General features: G+C 73.9%; 17 protein-coding genes. 14 read left to right on the top strand and 3 right to left on the bottom strand.

Annotated features, from left to right (window positions below):
• The first annotated feature begins 7 nt into the window (after positions 1–7).
• From FJR00_RS02900 to FJR00_RS02890, 3 genes are read left to right on the top strand one after another with little or no spacing between them, the layout of a single operon-like run.
• Positions 8–679, top strand: a complete 672-nt coding sequence (locus tag FJR00_RS02900) for a hypothetical protein (protein WP_141337402.1) — start codon at positions 8–10, stop codon at positions 677–679.
• Complete coding sequence (locus tag FJR00_RS02895; protein WP_141337401.1) at positions 676–1,431, top strand: HisA/HisF-related TIM barrel protein; 756 nt, start codon at positions 676–678, stop codon at positions 1,429–1,431. The genes FJR00_RS02900 and FJR00_RS02895 overlap by 4 nt, the downstream gene beginning before the upstream one ends.
• Positions 1,428–2,219, top strand: a complete 792-nt coding sequence (locus FJR00_RS02890) for an SseB family protein (protein WP_141337400.1) — start codon at positions 1,428–1,430, stop codon at positions 2,217–2,219. Before FJR00_RS02895 ends, FJR00_RS02890 begins: the two co-directional genes overlap by 4 nt.
• Before the next feature lie 66 nt (positions 2,220–2,285).
• On the opposite strand, the gene FJR00_RS02885 is transcribed toward FJR00_RS02890, so the two are convergent.
• Positions 2,286–3,902 (bottom strand): catalase, encoded by a 1,617-nt coding sequence (locus FJR00_RS02885; protein WP_141337399.1) that lies wholly within the window; start codon positions 3,900–3,902, stop codon positions 2,286–2,288.
• Positions 3,899–4,411: a Fur family transcriptional regulator gene (locus tag FJR00_RS02880; RefSeq protein WP_141337398.1), complete on the bottom strand. Its 513-nt coding sequence runs from the start codon at positions 4,409–4,411 to the stop codon at positions 3,899–3,901. The genes FJR00_RS02885 and FJR00_RS02880 overlap by 4 nt, the downstream gene beginning before the upstream one ends.
• 342 nt (positions 4,412–4,753) lie before the next feature.
• Here FJR00_RS02880 and infC point away from each other — a divergent pair, with 342 nt between their 5' ends.
• The 4 genes from infC to FJR00_RS02860 all read left to right on the top strand — a co-directional run bounded on the left by infC (position 4,754) and on the right by FJR00_RS02860 (position 6,919).
• Complete coding sequence (gene infC, locus FJR00_RS02875) at positions 4,754–5,377, top strand: translation initiation factor IF-3 (RefSeq protein ID WP_075957827.1); 624 nt, start codon at positions 4,754–4,756, stop codon at positions 5,375–5,377.
• Positions 5,378–5,450: 73 nt separating this feature from the next.
• Positions 5,451–5,645, top strand: coding sequence for a 50S ribosomal protein L35 (gene rpmI / locus FJR00_RS02870; RefSeq protein WP_075957787.1), 195 nt, complete (start codon positions 5,451–5,453; stop codon positions 5,643–5,645).
• A gap of 46 nt (positions 5,646–5,691) precedes the next feature.
• Positions 5,692–6,078 (top strand): 50S ribosomal protein L20, encoded by a 387-nt coding sequence (gene rplT, locus FJR00_RS02865; RefSeq protein WP_141337397.1) that lies wholly within the window; start codon positions 5,692–5,694, stop codon positions 6,076–6,078.
• A gap of 28 nt (positions 6,079–6,106) precedes the next feature.
• On the top strand, positions 6,107–6,919 hold the full coding sequence (locus tag FJR00_RS02860) for a TrmH family RNA methyltransferase (protein WP_141337396.1): 813 nt from the start codon (positions 6,107–6,109) through the stop codon (positions 6,917–6,919).
• A gap of 1 nt (position 6,920) precedes the next feature.
• Here the strand turns inward: FJR00_RS02860 and FJR00_RS02855 are convergent, their stop codons facing one another.
• Positions 6,921–7,787, bottom strand: coding sequence for a DUF368 domain-containing protein (locus FJR00_RS02855; RefSeq protein ID WP_141337395.1), 867 nt, complete (start codon positions 7,785–7,787; stop codon positions 6,921–6,923).
• A gap of 56 nt (positions 7,788–7,843) precedes the next feature.
• On the opposite strand from FJR00_RS02855, the gene pheS reads away from it, so the two are divergent.
• The 7 genes from pheS to tyrS all read left to right on the top strand — a co-directional run bounded on the left by pheS (position 7,844) and on the right by tyrS (position 16,465).
• Positions 7,844–8,938 carry a phenylalanine--tRNA ligase subunit alpha gene (pheS, locus tag FJR00_RS02850; RefSeq protein ID WP_141337394.1) on the top strand — a complete coding sequence of 365 codons (1,095 nt, stop codon included), beginning with the start codon at positions 7,844–7,846 and terminating at the stop codon, positions 8,936–8,938.
• Positions 8,938–11,493 (top strand): phenylalanine--tRNA ligase subunit beta, encoded by a 2,556-nt coding sequence (gene pheT / locus FJR00_RS02845; protein WP_141337393.1) that lies wholly within the window; start codon positions 8,938–8,940, stop codon positions 11,491–11,493. The genes pheS and pheT overlap by 1 nt, the downstream gene beginning before the upstream one ends.
• A 22-nt stretch (positions 11,494–11,515) precedes the next feature.
• On the top strand, positions 11,516–12,295 hold the full coding sequence (locus tag FJR00_RS02840; RefSeq protein ID WP_141337392.1) for an SDR family NAD(P)-dependent oxidoreductase: 780 nt from the start codon (positions 11,516–11,518) through the stop codon (positions 12,293–12,295).
• Positions 12,296–12,412: 117 nt separating this feature from the next.
• Entirely contained in the window at positions 12,413–12,925 is a 513-nt protein-coding gene (argR, locus tag FJR00_RS02835) for an arginine repressor (RefSeq protein ID WP_377465422.1), read from the top strand.
• Between the two features lie 52 nt (positions 12,926–12,977).
• Positions 12,978–14,399 carry an argininosuccinate lyase gene (argH, locus tag FJR00_RS02830; RefSeq protein WP_141337391.1) on the top strand — a complete coding sequence of 474 codons (1,422 nt, stop codon included), beginning with the start codon at positions 12,978–12,980 and terminating at the stop codon, positions 14,397–14,399.
• A 46-nt stretch (positions 14,400–14,445) separates the two neighbouring features.
• Complete coding sequence (locus tag FJR00_RS02825) at positions 14,446–15,099, top strand: DNA-3-methyladenine glycosylase (protein WP_141337542.1); 654 nt, start codon at positions 14,446–14,448, stop codon at positions 15,097–15,099.
• 91 nt (positions 15,100–15,190) lie between these two features.
• Positions 15,191–16,465, top strand: coding sequence for a tyrosine--tRNA ligase (gene tyrS, locus FJR00_RS02820; RefSeq protein ID WP_141337390.1), 1,275 nt, complete (start codon positions 15,191–15,193; stop codon positions 16,463–16,465).
• Positions 16,466–16,719: the final 254 nt, after the last annotated feature.

Below are 16,719 nucleotides of genomic sequence, written 5' to 3'. Positions count from 1 at the left end.
TGTCCGGGTGACCACGCCCAGCACGCGTCCGACGGACGACCGCGCAGCAGGTCCGGCGTCGGTCCCCCCACCGACGGCGCTCCTGCTCCTGCGCGGGCCGCGGGAGCGGGTGGCCGGCTGGGTCTCCCGGTCCGTGGTGCCGCTCGTCGTGGCCCCCGTCGGGCGGTGGACCGTCGCCGTCGCGGCGGCCGGTCCCCCCACGGGGCCGCCGTACGACGACGGTGCGCTCCTGCTCGTCGGTCGCCCCGTGCCCGCCAGGACCGGACCGGCGCTGGGCTTCTCCGAGACCGGCGGACGCGCCGTGATCACGGTCCACGCCGCCGGTCGCCGGCGGGGCCCGGGGTGGGTGGTGTGGGAGCCGGGGGTGGGTCTGGTGCGGCCCCCTGGTCTCGACCTGGCCGGCCCGGGGGAGATCGTGCGGCTGGCCGGCTGTCCCGCGCGGACCCGGGAGGAGCTGGTCGACCTGCTGCACGAGACCGGGCCACGTCCGGTGACGATGCTGCAGGCCGTGATGGCCACGCTCGGCCTGCCCGGGCCACGGCTGCTCCAGGACCCGGTGCGGGCCGCCGACCTGCCCGGGGCCACGCGGCACGACCCGTCGGCCCGGCAGGTGTCGTGGTTCGAGGACGCCGTCGCCGACTCCGTCCGGCTGCGGCGGGAGCTCGGGGTCCTGGAGTGACCGGCGCCCTCGCGGGAAGCCCGGCACCGGGTGGCGCGGGGAGCCCGTTCCAGCTGCTGCCCGCCGTGGACGTGTCCGGCCGTCGGGCCGTCCAGGTCGTCGGCGGCGGACCCGCGGACCCGCTCACGGTCGCACGGCGGTGGGTCGGGGAGGGGGCCGACCGCATCCACGTCGTCGACCTGGACCGTGCCTTCGGCCGGGGCTCGGACCTGACCTACCTTGCCGGGCTCGTCCATGCCCTTCCCGTCCCGACCCAGCTCTCCGGGGGGCTCGACGGTCCCGGGGCGGCCCTGGAGGCCCTGGCGACCGGGGCGTGGCGGGTCAACCTGGCGGCCGGCGCGCTCCGAGACCCGGCCGCGCTCCAGGCCCTGGTCGCCGAGCACGGCGCGCGGGTCGCGGTCGGGGTGGACGTCGTCGGGGACCGGGTGGTCGCCCGCGGGTCGGGCGTGGACCTGGGGCCCCTGCCGGAGGTCCTCGACGTCCTCGTCGAGACCCTGCGCCCGGCACCCCCGGGTGCGATCGTGCTCGCGGACGCCGGACGCGACGGACGCCGTACGGGGGTGGACGTCGGTCTGGTCCGCCGGGTTGTGGCCCACCTGGGTTCCCTCGCGCCCGTGGTCGCCTCCGGAGGGGTGGCCGAGCTCGACGACCTGCGTGCACTCCGCGCCGCCGGCGCCGCGGGGGCGGTCCTGGGGTCCGCCCTCTACCACGGCGCCTTCACCCTCTCCCAGGCCAAGGAGGCCGTCGCATGACCCACCGGTTCAGCAGCCACGACCCGCAGGAGGGCTCCGACAGCGCCGGGGTGCCGTGGCAGGGACGCACCCTGACGGGCACCGGTTTCGACCAGGACGACGGCACCGCCGACGAGGGACTGGCCGTCCTGCTCCAGGCCCACCGGCGGGCCGGCGACGGCGGGGGCGGGCCGCCGGTCGACCCGGCTGAGCTCGTCGCCGCCGTGGCACAGGCGCGGCTCATCGTGCCCGTCGTGGCCGTGCCGGGGGAGATCGACGACTCCTCGGGCGTCCCGGTCGACACCCGCAGCGACATGGCGTCGGTGACGCTCGTCGCCCCCGACGGCGCCCGCGCCCTGCCGGCCTTCACCTCCGTGGCGGCCCTGACGGCGTGGAACGCCGACGCCCGCCCGGTGCCGGTGACCGCTCAGCGCGCCGCCCTGGCGGCCGTGCAGGAAGGGTGCTCGGTCATCCCCCTGGACCTGCCCTCCCCGCCGGGGAGCGCGGCATACCTGCTCCGGCCATCCATGGTGTGGGCCCTGGCCATGGGGCGGCCGTGGGGTCCCGCGCACGAGGACGACCAGGTGCTCTGCGCCGTCGCCGCGGCCGTGGCGGACCAGGAGGCGGTGGTGGACCACCGGTGCACCGCCGGTCCCGACGGGGCCCTGCAGGTCGAGCTGACGCTCGCCCCCGGCCTGGGGCAGGAGGAGATCCGTCGGCTCGTCACCGGGGTGGGCGAGCGGATCGCCGCCGACGGTGAGGCCCGGGCCCGGATCGACGCCGTGGCCTTCCGGCTGGGACGGACCTGAGGTCCGGACGGGCGCGCCGCTCCTGGCAGGAGCGACGCGCCCGTCGACGGCCGGGTGCGGTGCCGCTCAGCTGTCGGCGGCGTGCCCCGGCTGGGCGGAGGCGGACGCCTCGGGCCGCACGCCCTCGGCGTCGGGCGTCCCGGAGTCCTCGTCCTTGGGGCCGGCGCCGGGGACCTGGTCACCCTTGGCGGCCCGGTAGGCCTCCTCGACACGACGACCGATGTTCTCGTCGACGTTGCGCCAGTACTCGAAGACGCGGGAGAGCACGGGCTCGCGCACGTCGTCCGGCATGAGGGAGCCGACCACGGTCTCCACCAGACGCTGGCGCTGCTCCTCGCTGTACACCTCGCGGACGAGGATGCCGGGCTGGGTGAAGTCGTCGTCGTCCGCGCGCAGGGTGTAGGCCGAGCGCACCAGCTCGCCGTCGGCCTCCCAGCCGTTCTCCACCGGCCCGGTCTCGTCCGACCAGGGGCGGTCGTAGGAGTTGGGGGCGTAGGTGGGCTGGTTGCCCGAGTGCAGGAAGGCCATCGGGCCGTCGAACTGGTAGGCGTTGGTCTGCACCTTGGGCTGGTTGACCGGCAGGTGCTGGAAGTTGGCCCCGATGCGGTGACGCTGGGCGTCCGGGTAGGAGAAGACGCGCGCCAGGAGCATCTTGTCGGGGGAGACCCCGGTCCCGGGGACCTGGTTCGACGGGGAGAAGGCGGCCTGCTCGATCTCGGCGTGGAAGTTGACCGGGTTGCGGTCCAGCGTCAGGGTGCCGACCTTCACGAGCGGGTAGTCCGCGTGCGGCCACACCTTGGTGAGGTCGAACGGGTTGATCCGGTAGGTCTTGGCCTCCTCGTACGGCATGATCTGCATCGACAGCGTCCAGGAGGGGTGGTCCCCCCGCTCGATCGCGTCGAACAGGTCGCGCCGGTGGAAGTCCGCGTCCTCGCCGGCCAGCTGCCCGGCCTCCTCGTTCGTCAGGTTCTCTACGCCCTGCTCGCTGTGCCAGTGGTACTTGACGAAGAAGCGCTCGCCCTCGGCGTTGACCCACATGTAGGTGTGCGAGGAGTAGCCGTTCATGTGCCGCCAGGTCTTGGGCAGGCCACGGTCGCCCATGAGGTAGGTGACCTGGTGGGCCGACTCGGGGGTGGAGGTCCAGAAGTCCCACTGCATGTTGTTCGACCGCAGGCCGCTGTCGGGCAGGCGCCGCTGGCTGCGGATGAAGTGGGGGAACTTCATCGGGTCGCGCACGAAGAAGATGGGCGTGTTGTTGCCCACCACGTCGTGGTTGCCCTCGCTGGTGTAGAGGCGCACGGCGAAGCCACGCACGTCCCGCCAGGTGTCGGGGGAGCCCTGCTCGCCGGCGACGGTGGAGAAGCGGACGAGCGCCTCGGACTCCGCGCCCTGCTGGAAGGCGGCGGCCTTGGTCCAGCGGGAGACGTCCTCGGTGACGACGAACCGGCCGAACGCACCCGAACCCTTGGCGTGGGGCAGCCTCTCCGGCACCTTCTCGCGGTCGAAGTGGGCCAGCGTCTCGATGAGGCTCACGTCGTGCAGGAGCAGCGGTCCGTCGGCGCCGACGGACAACGAGTTGCGGTCCGAGCCCGAGGGCACGCCCGCGGTGGTCGTGGACCCCGTGGTGCTGGGGTGCTGCTCGTGGTGGAGCTGGTTGACGAACCCGTGCTGGGTCTCGCTCATGCGTTCTCCTTCGAGTGGTGGATGGTCGGGGTGGTCCGGGTGGAGGGCCCCGCCCCGCCGCCGGGGGAGTGGTCCCCGTCCGTGCGGCAGGAAGGGCACAGGCCCCAGTAGATGACCTCGGCCTCGTCGACGAGGAACCCGAGGGACTGCGGGCCGGCGGGGTCCAGGCAGGGGACGCTGCCCGTCGCGCAGGGAACGTCGTGCAGACGGCCGCAGCCGCGGCAGACGACGTGGTGGTGGTTGTCCCCGCCGTCGATCTCGTAGCGGGCGACCGAGTGGGCCGGCTGGATCCGACGCAGGACCCCGGCCCCGTCGAGCGTGGAGAGGACGTCGTAGACCCCCTGCACCGACACGCCGGGGGCCCCGTCGGCGGACCCGCCACGGACCCGCTCGAGCACCTGGGCGGCGTCGGCGTGGGGGTGCTCGGCGAGGACCTCCAGCACGGCGACCCTGGGGCCGGTGACCCGCAGACCGGCCGAGCGCAGCAGGTCCATCGGGGCGGTCGGCATGGGCCCATCGGACCACGTTTCCTTGAATCGTTCAAGTACAGACCGGCACCGCGCTCCGACGCCCGGGGCGGGGACGCAGATCTGCTAACATGATGGATCGACCAGTCGGACGTCCGCGCGTCCGACGTGCAAGAGGGGCCTTTCCGCCCCCACCCGCGTCGACCTCCGGGTCGCCGGGTCCGGGTCCGCACCACCTCGGTGCACGGGCATGACGTGGTTCGTCCACGGCATACCCGCCGGCGCTTCCGCGACCGGACGGACCCGTGGACAGGCCTCTTGCGCACCTGGTGCCAGGAGGCCTTTCTGGTGCCTGGTCGTCATGACGGACGAAGGAGCAAGCACATCAGCGAGCCTCGCATCAACGACCGGATCCGTGTTCCCGAGGTCCGGCTGGTGGGACCGAACGGGGAGCAGGTCGGCATCGTGCGCGTCGAGGACGCGCTGCGGCTGGCGGCCGAGGCGGACCTCGACCTGGTCGAGGTGGCCCCCGAGGCACGTCCCCCGGTCGCCAAGCTCATGGACTTCGGCAAGTACAAGTACGAGACCGCCATGAAGGCCCGGGAGTCCCGGAAGAACCAGGTCAACACGGTCATCAAGGAGATCAAGCTCCGTCCCAAGATCGACGACCACGACTACGGCACCAAGAAGGGCCACGTCGTCCGCTTCCTCAAGGGGGGCGACAAGGTCAAGGTGACCATCATGTTCCGCGGCCGGGAGCAGTCCCGACCGGAGCTGGGCTTCCGGCTCCTGCAGCGGTTGGCCGAGGACGTCGCCGAGCTGGGCTTCGTCGAGAGCGCCCCGCGCCAGGACGGCCGCAACATGGTCATGGTGCTCGGGCCGACCAAGAAGAAGACGGTCGTCCGTCAGGAGAAGCGCCGCGAGGCCGAGCGGTCGCGCACCGGCGAGCCGGGGGGCGAGGCTCCCGCCGCGTCCGAGGCGGGCACCACCCAGACCGAGCAGGCCTGAGACGCCCCGGCGTCCACCTGCGCACCACCACGCCCGCGGCAGCAGCGGGACCACGCACGAAGGAGATCGGCCCATGCCGAAGATGAAGACCCACAGCGGCGCCAAGAAGCGCTTCCGGGTGACCGGGACCGGCAAGGTCATGCACCAGCGGGCCCGCCACGTCCACAAGTTCCAGGAGCGCAGCTCCAAGGCGGCTCGTCGTCTCGTGAACGACAAGCTGGTCGCCCCGTCCGACGTCCGCAAGGTGAAGAAGATGCTCGGCCTCTGAGCCGCAGCACCTTCCGCACCTCCCAGCACACACAAGGAGACATCACGTGGCACGCGTGAAGCGGGCGGTCAACGCCCACAAGAAGCGTCGGGTCGTCCTGGACCGCGCCAGCGGCTACCGCGGACAGCGCAGCCGGCTCTACCGCAAGGCCAAGGAGCAGGTCACCCACTCGCTGGTCTACTCCTACAACGACCGGCGCAAGCGCAAGGGTGACTTCCGTCGCCTGTGGATCCAGCGGATCAACGCCGGCGCCCGCGCCAACGGGATGACCTACAACCGGTTCATCCAGGGCCTCAAGGCCGCCGGGATCGAGGTCGACCGCCGCATGCTGGCCGAGCTGGCCGTGCACGACGAGGCCGCCTTCGTCGCGCTCGTCGACCTGGCCAGGGCCAACGTCCCCGCCGAGGGCGAGAAGGCCGACTCGGCCGCCTGACCGCACACCCCACGTCCGCCCCAGCCCCGTGACCGGCCTCCCGCCGCTGAGCAGCACCCGCAGCGAGCGCGTCCGGCAGGTCACGGCGCTGGGGCGTCGTGCTGCCCGCGACCGGCAGGGGCGCTTCCTCGTCGAGGGGCCGCAGGCCGTGCGCGAGCTGCTCGGGTATGCCGCGGGCGCGGCCGAGGTCCTCTACGTCACCCCCGCGGCCCTGGACCGCCACGCCGACCTCGTCGAGCAGGCGGTGCGCCTCGGGGTGGCCGTGCGGGAGTGCACCGCGGACGTCCTGGGCGTCATGGCGGGGACCGAGCACCCGCAGGGGCTGCTGGCGGTGGCCCGGCGGGTCGACGTCCCGCTGGAGCGGGCGCTGGCGGCGGTCGGGGAGCAGGGGTTCGTCGTGGTGCTCGCGCACGTGCGTGACCCGGGCAACGCGGGCACGGTGCTGCGGGCCGCGGACGCCTTCGGCGCCGCGGCCGTCGTCGTCAGCGCGGCCTCGGTCGACGTCTACAACCCCAAGGTGGTGAGGTCCACCGCGGGCTCGCTCTTCCACCTGCCGGTGAGCGTGGGCACCCCCGTCCAGGAGGTGCTGCAGGCCTGCCGCGCCCGGGGCATCCGCCTGCTCGCGGCCGACGGGTCGGGGCAGACCCGGTTGCCGGACGTCGACCTCACCGGCCCGCACGCCTGGGTGATGGGCAACGAGGCCTGGGGCCTTCCTCCCGACGTGCTCGCGGGGTGCGACGCGGCGGTGTCGGTGCCGATCCGCCGGGCCGAGTCGCTCAACCTGGCGATGGCGGCGACCGTGTGCCTGCACGCCTCCTCGGTGGCCACCGGCGCCGTCTGAGTCAGCCCGACCGGCGGCCCAGGAGCGCCAGGACCAGCACGGCGAGGGCACCCAGTGCGGCCAGGGCGAGCGTGACCCCCACCTGTCCGTCGGGCGCCAGCAGTCCTCGGTCCTCGTCCTGCCAGGGCCACAGCGCGCGCAAGGCCCCCAGGATCACACCCGTGAGCACGACGAGGGTGGGCACGTGGTGGTGCTCCAGCAACCGCTGGAGCAGGCGGAGGAAGGACGCCAGGCCGACGGCCGCACCCGCCCCGAAGACGAGCAGGTAGCCCAGGTCGCGTTCGTTGAGGGCGGCCAGGGTGGGTTCGTACAGGCCCAGGGTCAGCAGGAGGAACGAGCCCGAGAGGCCGGGCAGCGCCAGGGCGCAGACGGCGACCGCGGCGGCCGCGAAGACGACGGCGGGGTGCGTCGGCAGGTGCTGGGGAGGCAGGCCGACCAGGACGGCGGCCGCCACGGCCACCACGGCCGCCAGCGCGACGTAGCGCCACGACCAGGCGCGCCCGACGATGGTCGCCGGCACCAGCACGGCGGCCGCGCTCATCCCCAGGAACAGCCCCAGCGTGGGCACCGGGTGCCGCTCGGCGACCGGCGCCACGAGCGCGGCGGTGAGCAACGCCGCCGGCACCATGCCCGCGATCACCGGCAGCACGACGTCCCAGCGCACCCGGGCCAGCTCGGCCCGGGCCGCGGGCCGGTCGGTCGGCAGCAGCCGCAGCCCGCCCACGAAGTGCCCGGCGGAGGTGACCAGCCGCTCGTAGATGCCGACGATGAGCATGACGGTCCCGCCGCTGATGCCGGGCACCACCTCGGCGGCGCCGATGAGCGCCCCGCGGGCGGCATGCAGGACCGAGGTCGTCACGGGGGGCATGGCGTCAGACTAGGCGCTCGTCGGGGGTCGTCGTGCCGCCGCCTACACTTGCGCAGGTGTCCGGACCCAACACCAGCTACGACCCCGTCGAGGTCGCCGCCCTCGCGCCGGAGGCGGTCGACCAGGCCGTCGCCGACGCGCTCGCGGCGATCGAGGCCGCCGACTCCCTCGACGCCCTGAAGGCCGCCCGGCTGGCGCACGCCGGGGAGCGCTCCCCCCTCGCCCTGGCCAACCGCGAGATCGGCGCCCTTCCGCCCAGCGCCAAGGCCGAGGCCGGCAAGCGGGTCGGGCAGGCGCGCGGCCGCGTCAACGCCGCGCTGACCGCACGGCAGGCCGAGCTGGAGGCCGAGCGGGACGAGCGGATCCTCGTCGAGGAGGCGATGGACCTCACGGCCGTGCCCGCCCGCCGCCCGCTGGGCCGCCGGCACGTGCTGACGGTCACCGCGGAGCGGATGGCCGACGCCATGGTCGGCATGGGGTGGGAGATCGCCGAGGGGCCCGGCGTGGAGGCCGAGTGGTTCAACTTCGACGCGCTCAACTTCGACAAGGACCACCCGGCACGGCAGATGCAGGACACCTTCTTCGTCGACCCGGCCGACGCCGGCCTGGTCCTGCGCACGCACACCTCGCCGGTCCAGGCGCGGTCCCTGCTCGAGCGGGGCGTGCCGCTCTACGTGGCCGTGCCCGGCAAGACCTTCCGCACCGACGAGCTGGACGCCACCCATACCCCCGTCTTCCACCAGCTCGAGGGGCTGGCCGTCGACGAGGGGCTGACGATGGCCCACCTCAAGGGCACGCTGGACCGGCTCGCCGAGGCGATGTTCGGCCCCGGCATCGTCAGCCGCCTGCGCCCGGCCTACTTCCCGTTCACCGAGCCCAGCGCCGAGATGGACTTCCGCTGCTTCGTCTGCCGCGGGGAGGACACCGGGTGCCGGACGTGCGGCGGCACGGGCTGGATCGAGTGGGGGGGCTGCGGCATGGTCAACCACAACGTCCTGCGGGCCTGCGGAGTGGACCCGGAGCGCTACCAGGGCTTCGCCTTCGGGATGGGCGTGGAGCGGACCGCGATGTTCCGCCACGGCATCACCGACATGCGGGAGCTGATCGAGGGAGACGTGCGCTTCAACGCGCAGTTCGGGATGGAGATCTGATGCGGGTTCCGGTCGACTGGCTGGGCGAGTACGTCGAGCTGCCGCAGGACGTCACCGGCGAGCAGATCGCCGCGGCCCTGGTCTCCGTGGGCCTCGAGGAGGAGGGCCTGCACACCAGCGGCGTCGGCGGCCCGCTCGTCGTGGGCCGCGTGCTGGAGAAGCACCCGGAGCCGCAGAAGAACGGCAGGACGATCAACTGGTGCCAGGTGGACGTCGCGGACGCCAACGGCACCGGCGAGCCCCAGGGCATCGTGTGCGGCGCGCACAACTTCGAGGTCGGCGACCTGGTGGCGGTCATCCTGCCCGGAGGCGTGCTGCCGACCCCGCAGGGTCCGATGACCATCTCCGCCCGCAAGACCTACGGCCACGTGTCCGCCGGGATGATCTGCTCGGTCCGCGAGCTGGGCATCGGCGACGACCACGAGGGCATCATCGTGCTCCCACGTCTGCTCGGCCACGAGCGGGTCGAGCAGCTGGGGCTGACGCCCGGCGACGACCTCGTCGGGGTCCTCGGCCTGGACCGCGAGGTCGTCGAGGTCAACGTCACCCCCGACCGCGGCTACTGCTTCAGCATCCGCGGCATCGCCCGGGAGTACTCCCACGCGACGGGCGCGGCATACCGTGACCCCGCCGACCTGCCGGTCGACCCGGCGACGGGGGACGGGTATGCCGTGGAGCTGCGCGACGAGCACCGCCCCCACGGCGAGGTGCCCGGCTGCGACCGCTACGTGGCCCGGGTCGTGCGGGGACTCGACCTGACCCGGCAGACGCCGGAGTGGATGGCCCGCCGCCTGACCGAGGCCGGCATGCGCCCGATCGGCCTGGCCGTCGACGTCACCAACTACGTCATGCTCGCGCTGGGCCAGCCGCTGCACGCCTTCGACCTGGCCACGCTGGAGCGCCCGATCGTGGTCCGCCGGGCGCGGGCGGGTGAGCGGCTGCGCACGCTCGACGACGTCGACCGCGAGCTGGACCCCGAGGACCTGCTCATCACCTGCGGCCCCGACGGGGAGCGCATCCTGGCCGTGGCCGGCGTGATGGGCGGCGAGGACGGCGAGGTGACGCCCGGGACGACCACCGACGTGCTCATCGAGTCGGCCCATTTCGACCCCCGCACCGTCGCCCGCACCTCGCGGCGCCACCGCCTCTCGAGCGAGGCGGCCAAGCGGTTCGAGCGCGGGGTCGACCCGGCGGTGGCCGCGGCGGCGGCCCAGCTCGCCGTCGACCTGCTCGTCGAGCACGGGGGTGGCACCGCCGACCCGGCGATCACCGACCGTGACGAGCGCCCGACCACGGGCATGGCGCCGATCCGGATGGAGGTGGACCTGCCGACGCGCTACGTCGGGGTGGACTACCCGGCCGCGCGGGTCGTCGAGCTGCTCGAGGCGATCGGCTGCGACGTCCGGGCCGAGGGCGAGGGCATGCTGACGGTCGTCCCGCCCACCTGGCGGCCCGACCTGACCGACGCGCCCACGCTGGTGGAGGAGGTCGCCCGGATCGACGGCTACGACAAGATCCCCTCCGTCGTGCCGCGGGCCACCGGCGGGCGCGGCCTCACCCACGCGCAGCGTTCCCGCCGGGCCGTGGCGGCCGCCCTGGCCGGATCCGGCCTGCAGGAGGTGCTGACCTACCCCTTCGTCGGCGAGAGCAGGTTCGAGGAGCTCGCCCTGCCGGCCGACGACCCGCGACGCGCGGCGCTGCGCCTCGCCAACCCGCTCTCCGACGAGGCACCGCTGATGCGGACCGAGCTGCTGCAGACGCTGCCCGAGGCGCTGCGCCGCAACGTCTCCCGCGGCAACCGCGACGTCGCCCTCTTCGAGATCGACACGGTCACCCTGCCCGACCACGCCGCCAAGGCGCCCGTGCCGGGGGTCGGCGAGCGTCCCGACGACCAGACCCTCGCGGCGATCCGCGACGCCGTGCCGACCCAGCCGTGGCACGTGGCGCTCATGGCCGCCGGCCAGGCCGACCGCGCCGGCTGGTGGGGCAGCGGCCGGCACGTCGACGTGACCGACGTCGCAGCCTGGGCGCACGCGGTCGCGGACACCCTCGGTGTCCCCGTCCGGCGCAGGCCGGCCGACCGGGCACCCTTCCACCCCGGGCGCTGCGTGGAGCTCACGCTCGCCGACGGCACGACCGTCGGCTGGGCCGGCGAGCTGCACCCCAAGGTGGTCCAGCGCCTCGGACTGCCCGACCGGACCGCCGCCGCCGAGCTCGACCTGGAGGTGCTCCTCCGGGCCAGCGACCACCGCACCCAGGCGCGCCCGCTGTCGACCCACCCCACTGCCGCCTCCGACGTAGCACTGGTGGTCCCCCTGTCGACCCGGTACGGGGACGTGGAGGAGTCGCTGCGCGCCGGAGCGGGGGACCTGCTGGAGGGCATCGAGCTGTTCGACGTCTACGTCGGCGACCAGGTCGGGCCGGACCAGCAGTCGCTGGCCTTCCGGATGCACTTCCGGGCCCCGGACCGCACCCTGACCACCGAGGAGGTCAACACCGCCCGCGACGCCGCCGTGGCCCGCGCCACGCAGGACCACGGCGCCGCCCAGCGCTGACCCGCCGACTAGGCTGGGGTGCATGAGCGCTCCTCCCGCCCGCGTCGCCCTCGTCACCGGTGCCTCGCGCGGCATCGGTGCGCACATCGTCGCCGCGCTGCTCGACGACGGCTGGACGGTCGTCGGCCTCTCCCGCTCGGGCCAGGTGACCGACGGGGCCGAGGGGCTGGCGTGCGACGTCACCGACGCCGCGGCCGTCGAGGAGGCGGTCCGGCAGGTGGTGGACCGCCACGGCCGGATCGACCTGCTCGTCAACAACGCGGGCCTGGTCGAGACCGAGCAGCCCTTGTGGGAGGCCGACGTCGACGAGTGGTGGCAGGTCATGGTCACCAACGTCAAGGGGCCGTTCCTGCTCATGCGCGCGGTGGTGCCGCACATGATCGCCGGCGGGGGAGGGCGCGTCGTTAACCTCAACTCCGGCTCGGGGACGCGGGAGAGCGACGTGCTGACCTCCTACCACGCCTCCAAGTCCGCCCTCGCCAGGCTGACGGGCGGCGTCGCGCTGGCCGGCGCGGAGCACGGGGTGCGTGCGTTCGACCTCGCTCCGGGGGTGATCGAGTCCGACATGACGCACTCGATGCGGATGCACCAGGGGCGTACGGACTGGACCGACCCGGAGGACGTGAAGGCGCTGGTCCTGGCGATCGCCCACGGCGAGCTCGACGGGTTCAGCGGCCGCTTCCTGCGGGCGGGCACGGACGACCTCGACCTGCTGCGCGCACGTTCCCGGGCGGGCCTGGGCGAGGGGGAGCGGATGCTCCGCCTGCGCCCGTGGGGCGAGGACGACCCCCTCCGCGGCTGACGCCCGCACGGCCCACGGCGGCACGGTGCCACCGGCACATGGCCCACGACCGCACGGCCGACGACGGCACGGCGGCGAGTGACCGCATACTCATGCATGCTCTTGTATAGTCACGCCGTGACCAGCATTCCGATGACGCGGGCGGCCCGGCACCAGCGGATCGCTGACCTGCTCGAACGGCACGCGGTGGGGTCGCAGGCGCAGCTGCTGGACCTCCTCGCCGAGGACGCCATCCACGTGACTCAGGCGACGCTGTCGCGTGACCTCGTCGACCTGGGGGCGGTCAAGGTGCGCCGCGGCCGGCAGCTCGTGTACGCCGTGCCCGGCGAGGGCGGGGACACCACGCCCCGCCCCGCTCAGGACGCCCAGCAGGTCTCGGCCCGCCTGGTCCGTCTCCTGCAGGAGCTGCTCGTGAGCGCCCGCGCGGTCGGCAACCAGGTCGTCCTGCGGACGCCTCCGGGAGCCGCCCAGTACCTCGCGGCGGCGATCGACCGCAGCGACGACCCCGACGTGCTCGGCACCATCGCCGGCGACGACACCATCCTGGTCATCACCACGGCTCCGGACGGCGGGCCGGAGACCGCCGAGCGGCTGCTCTCGATCGCCGACCTGGGGGACGTCGGCCCATGACGTGCCGCGGGGGGCCGGGCGGGCACGGGCGGTCATGGGGGAGGATGGGGCCATGACGGCAAGCCTGTGGGGAGGTCGCTTCACCGGCGGCCCCAGCGACGCCCTGGCGGCGCTCAGCAAGAGCACGCACTTCGACTGGCGCCTGGCGCCGTACGACCTGGCGGGGTCCCGCGCCCATGCCCGGGTCCTGCACCGGGCCGGGCTGCTCTCGGACGAGCACCTGGGCGTCATGCTCGGCGGACTGCGGCAGCTCGGCGAGGACGTGCGGTCCGGGGAGTTCGTCCCGGCGCCGGACGACGAGGACGTGCACACCGCGCTCGAGCGCGGGCTGATCGAACGGATCGGGCCCGACGTGGGCGGGCGGCTGCGGGCGGGCCGTTCCCGCAACGACCAGGTCGCCACCCAGTTCCGGATGTACCTGCGGGACCAGGCCCGCCTGCTCTCGGCCAAGGTGCTCGACGTCGTCCAGGCGCTCCTCGACCAGGCTGCGGCCCACCCCACGACGGCCATGCCGGGCCGCACGCACCTGCAGCACGCGCAGCCGGTGCTGCTGGCCCACCACCTGCAGGCGCACGCGTGGGCCCTGCTGCGCGACGTGGACCGCTGGGCCGACTGGGACGTCAGGGCGGCCGTGTCCCCCTACGGGTCCGGGGCGCTGGCCGGGTCCTCGCTGGGGCTGGACCCGGAGTCGATCGCCCACGACCTGGGCATGGACCGGCCCAGCGAGAACTCGATCGACGGCACGGCCTCCCGGGACTTCGCCGCGGAGTTCTCCTTCGTGGCGGCCATGGTGTCGGTCGACCTGTCGCGCATCGCCGAGGAGGTCATCCTCTGGGCCACCGCCGAGTTCGGCTTCGTCACCCTCGACGACGCCTTCTCGACCGGGTCCAGCATCATGCCGCAGAAGAAGAACCCGGACGTGGCCGAGCTGGCCCGGGGGAAGGCCGGCCGGCTGATCGGCGACCTCGCCGGGCTGATGGCCACCCTCAAGGGGCTGCCGCTGGCCTACAACCGCGACCTGCAGGAGGACAAGGAACCGGTCTTCGACGCGGTCGACACCCTCGAGGTCCTGCTGCCCGCCGTCGCCGGGATGGTGGCCACCCTGACCTTCGACATCGACCGGCTGGCGCAGCTCGCCCCCCAGGGGTTCTCCCTCGCCACGGACGTGGCCGAGTGGCTGGTGCGCCAAGGAGTGCCCTTCCGGGTCGCCCACGAGGTCGCGGGCGGCTGCGTCCGGGTGTGCGAGGAGCGCGGCATCGGCCTGGAGGAGCTCTCCGACGAGGACCTCGCGGCGATCAGCCCGCACCTCGACCCGCAGGTGCGCGGGGTGCTCACCGTCGAGGGGTCGCTGGCCTCCCGCAACGCCCACGGGGGCACCGCCCCGGCCCGGGTCAGCGAGCAGCACGCCCATCTGCTCAAGCAGGTTGCGCGGCACCGGCACTGGGTCCAGGACGTTCCGCAGGTGCGTGACTGAGCACGTCGGGGCAGGAGCGCCGGGTGCGCGTCCGCCCCTGCCCCCGATGGTGCAGCCGCGCCGCGACTGGCTGGCAGGACCGGTCCTGCAGGTCGCGCCCGCCCTGCTCGGGGCCCACGTCAGCGCCGGCGGGGTGACGGTCCGGCTCACCGAGGTCGAGGCCTACGCGGGCACCCGCGACCCGGGCTCGCACGCCTTCCGCGGCCCCACGCCACGCACCCAGGTGATGTTCGGCCCGCCCGGGCACCTCTACGTCTACTTCTCCTACGGGATGCACTGGTGCTGCAACGTGGTGTGCGGCCCCGACGGGGAGGCGAGCGCGGTGCTGCTGCGGGCCGGGGAGGTCGTCGCGGGTATGGAGTCCGCGCGCGCCCGACGCGACGCGGGCCGGGCCCGGCCGCACCCGGCCCGGGACCTGGCCCGCGGACCGGCTCGGCTGGCCTCCGCGCTCGGCCTCGGCCGCGAGCACGACGGCCTCGACCTGTTCGACCCCGGCAGCCCGGTGGAGCTGCGGGTCGCGGACGGCGAGGTGGGGCCGGTGCGCCAGGGCCCACGGGTGGGCGTCGCGGGGGAGGGCGGTGACGGGCGGCTCCATCCGTGGCGCTTCTGGATCGACGGGGACCCGACCGTGTCCGCGTACCGTCCCGGGACGGCCCGACGGCGTCCCGGCCGGGCCGGGACCGACCCGCCCCGCACGTAGGCTGGGCCCGCACCCGTCCCATGACACCACTCTCACCCCGTGCCGCCGTCAGGGACACCGCACAGCACACCCACCGGAAGGACCTGCGAGCGTGACCAACATCCTCGACGAGCTGCAGTGGCGGGGGCTGGTGGCCCAGACCACCGACGAGGCCGGCCTCCGCGAGGCGCTGGACGACACCCTGACGGTGTACTGCGGGTTCGACCCCACCGCCCCCAGCCTGCACTTCGGCAACCTCGTGCAGCTGATCGTCCTGCGCCACCTGCAGCGGGCCGGGCACCGCGTCCTGTGCCTGGTGGGCGGTTCCACGGGCCTCATCGGCGATCCGAGGCCCACGTCCGAGCGGGTGCTCAAGACCAAGGAGACGACGGCCCACTACGTGGAACGGATCCGTGAGCAGGTCCGGCCCTTCCTGGACTTCGAGGGGGACAACCCGGCGGTCGTGGTCAACAACCTCGACTGGACCGCGCCGTTGAGCGCGCTCGACTTCCTCCGCGACGTGGGCAAGCACTTCCGGGTGAACCAGATGATCCGCAAGGAGGCGATCGCCGCCCGGCTCGAGAGCCAGGAGGGCATCTCCTACACGGAGTTCAGCTACCAGCTGCTGCAGGCGCTGGACTACCTGCACCTCTACCGCGAGCACGGCTGCACCCTGCAGACGGGCGGGCAGGACCAGTGGGGCAACCTCACGGCCGGCGTGGACCTCATCCACCGGGCGGAGGGCGGGACGGCCCACGTGCTGACCACACCGCTCATCACCGACGAGAACGGCGAGAAGTACGGCAAGTCCGCCGGCAACGCGGTCTGGCTCGCGGCCGACATGACCAGCCCCTACGCGTTCTACCAGTACTGGATCAACGTGGCGGACAGCGAGGTGGGCAAGCTCCTACGGGTGTTCACCGACCGTGACGAGGCGGAGGTCGCCGAGCTGGAGGTCGCCGCCAGGGAACGTCCGCACCTGCGCGAGGCCCAGCGCGCCCTCGCCGCCGACGTCACCACCCTCGTGCACGGGCAGGCGGCCACCGCTCAGGTCGAGGCCGCCAGCCGGGTCCTGTTCGGCCGGGGGGATCCCGCCACCGTCGACGCTGGCACCCTGCGCGACGCGACGGCCGAGCTGCCCGGCGCCGAGGTGCCCGTGGGCGCCAGCCTCGTGGAGGCGCTCGTGCTCGCCGGCCTGGCGGACAGCAGGGGCGCCGCCCGGCGTCTGATGGCGGAGGGTGGCGTCAGCCTGAACAACGCCAAGGTGGAGGACGTCGAGCGCACCCTCCGGGAGCAGGACTTCCTCCACGGCGAGGTCGTGCTCCTGCGCCGTGGCCGGAAGAACCTCGCCGCGGTCCGCCGCAGCGACGGCCCAGCCACGCCCTGAGGTCCCACCGCGCCGCGATCAGGCGTCTGACCTGCGGATTTGTGTTCCGCGGTCCGCGTGCCTAAAGTTATCTCTCGCCGCACCGACAGGGAGGCACGGACACCGGGAACGGTGGCCGGTCCCGGGTCGGCACCCCTCATCGTCCAGGCGGTCTCGAACCGCCCGCGGAGTTGACTCCGCAGCGATGGAGGGAATAACCTGGAGAGGTTGCCCCGGATGAGGCTCGCACGGTTGTGTGGGTTTCTGGTGGTGTG

The organism is Ornithinimicrobium kibberense, from assembly GCF_006519705.1.
Lineage (GTDB): Bacteria > Actinomycetota > Actinomycetes > Actinomycetales > Dermatophilaceae > Ornithinicoccus > Ornithinicoccus kibberensis.
This window is presented reverse-complemented; position numbering and strand designations above follow the sequence as displayed.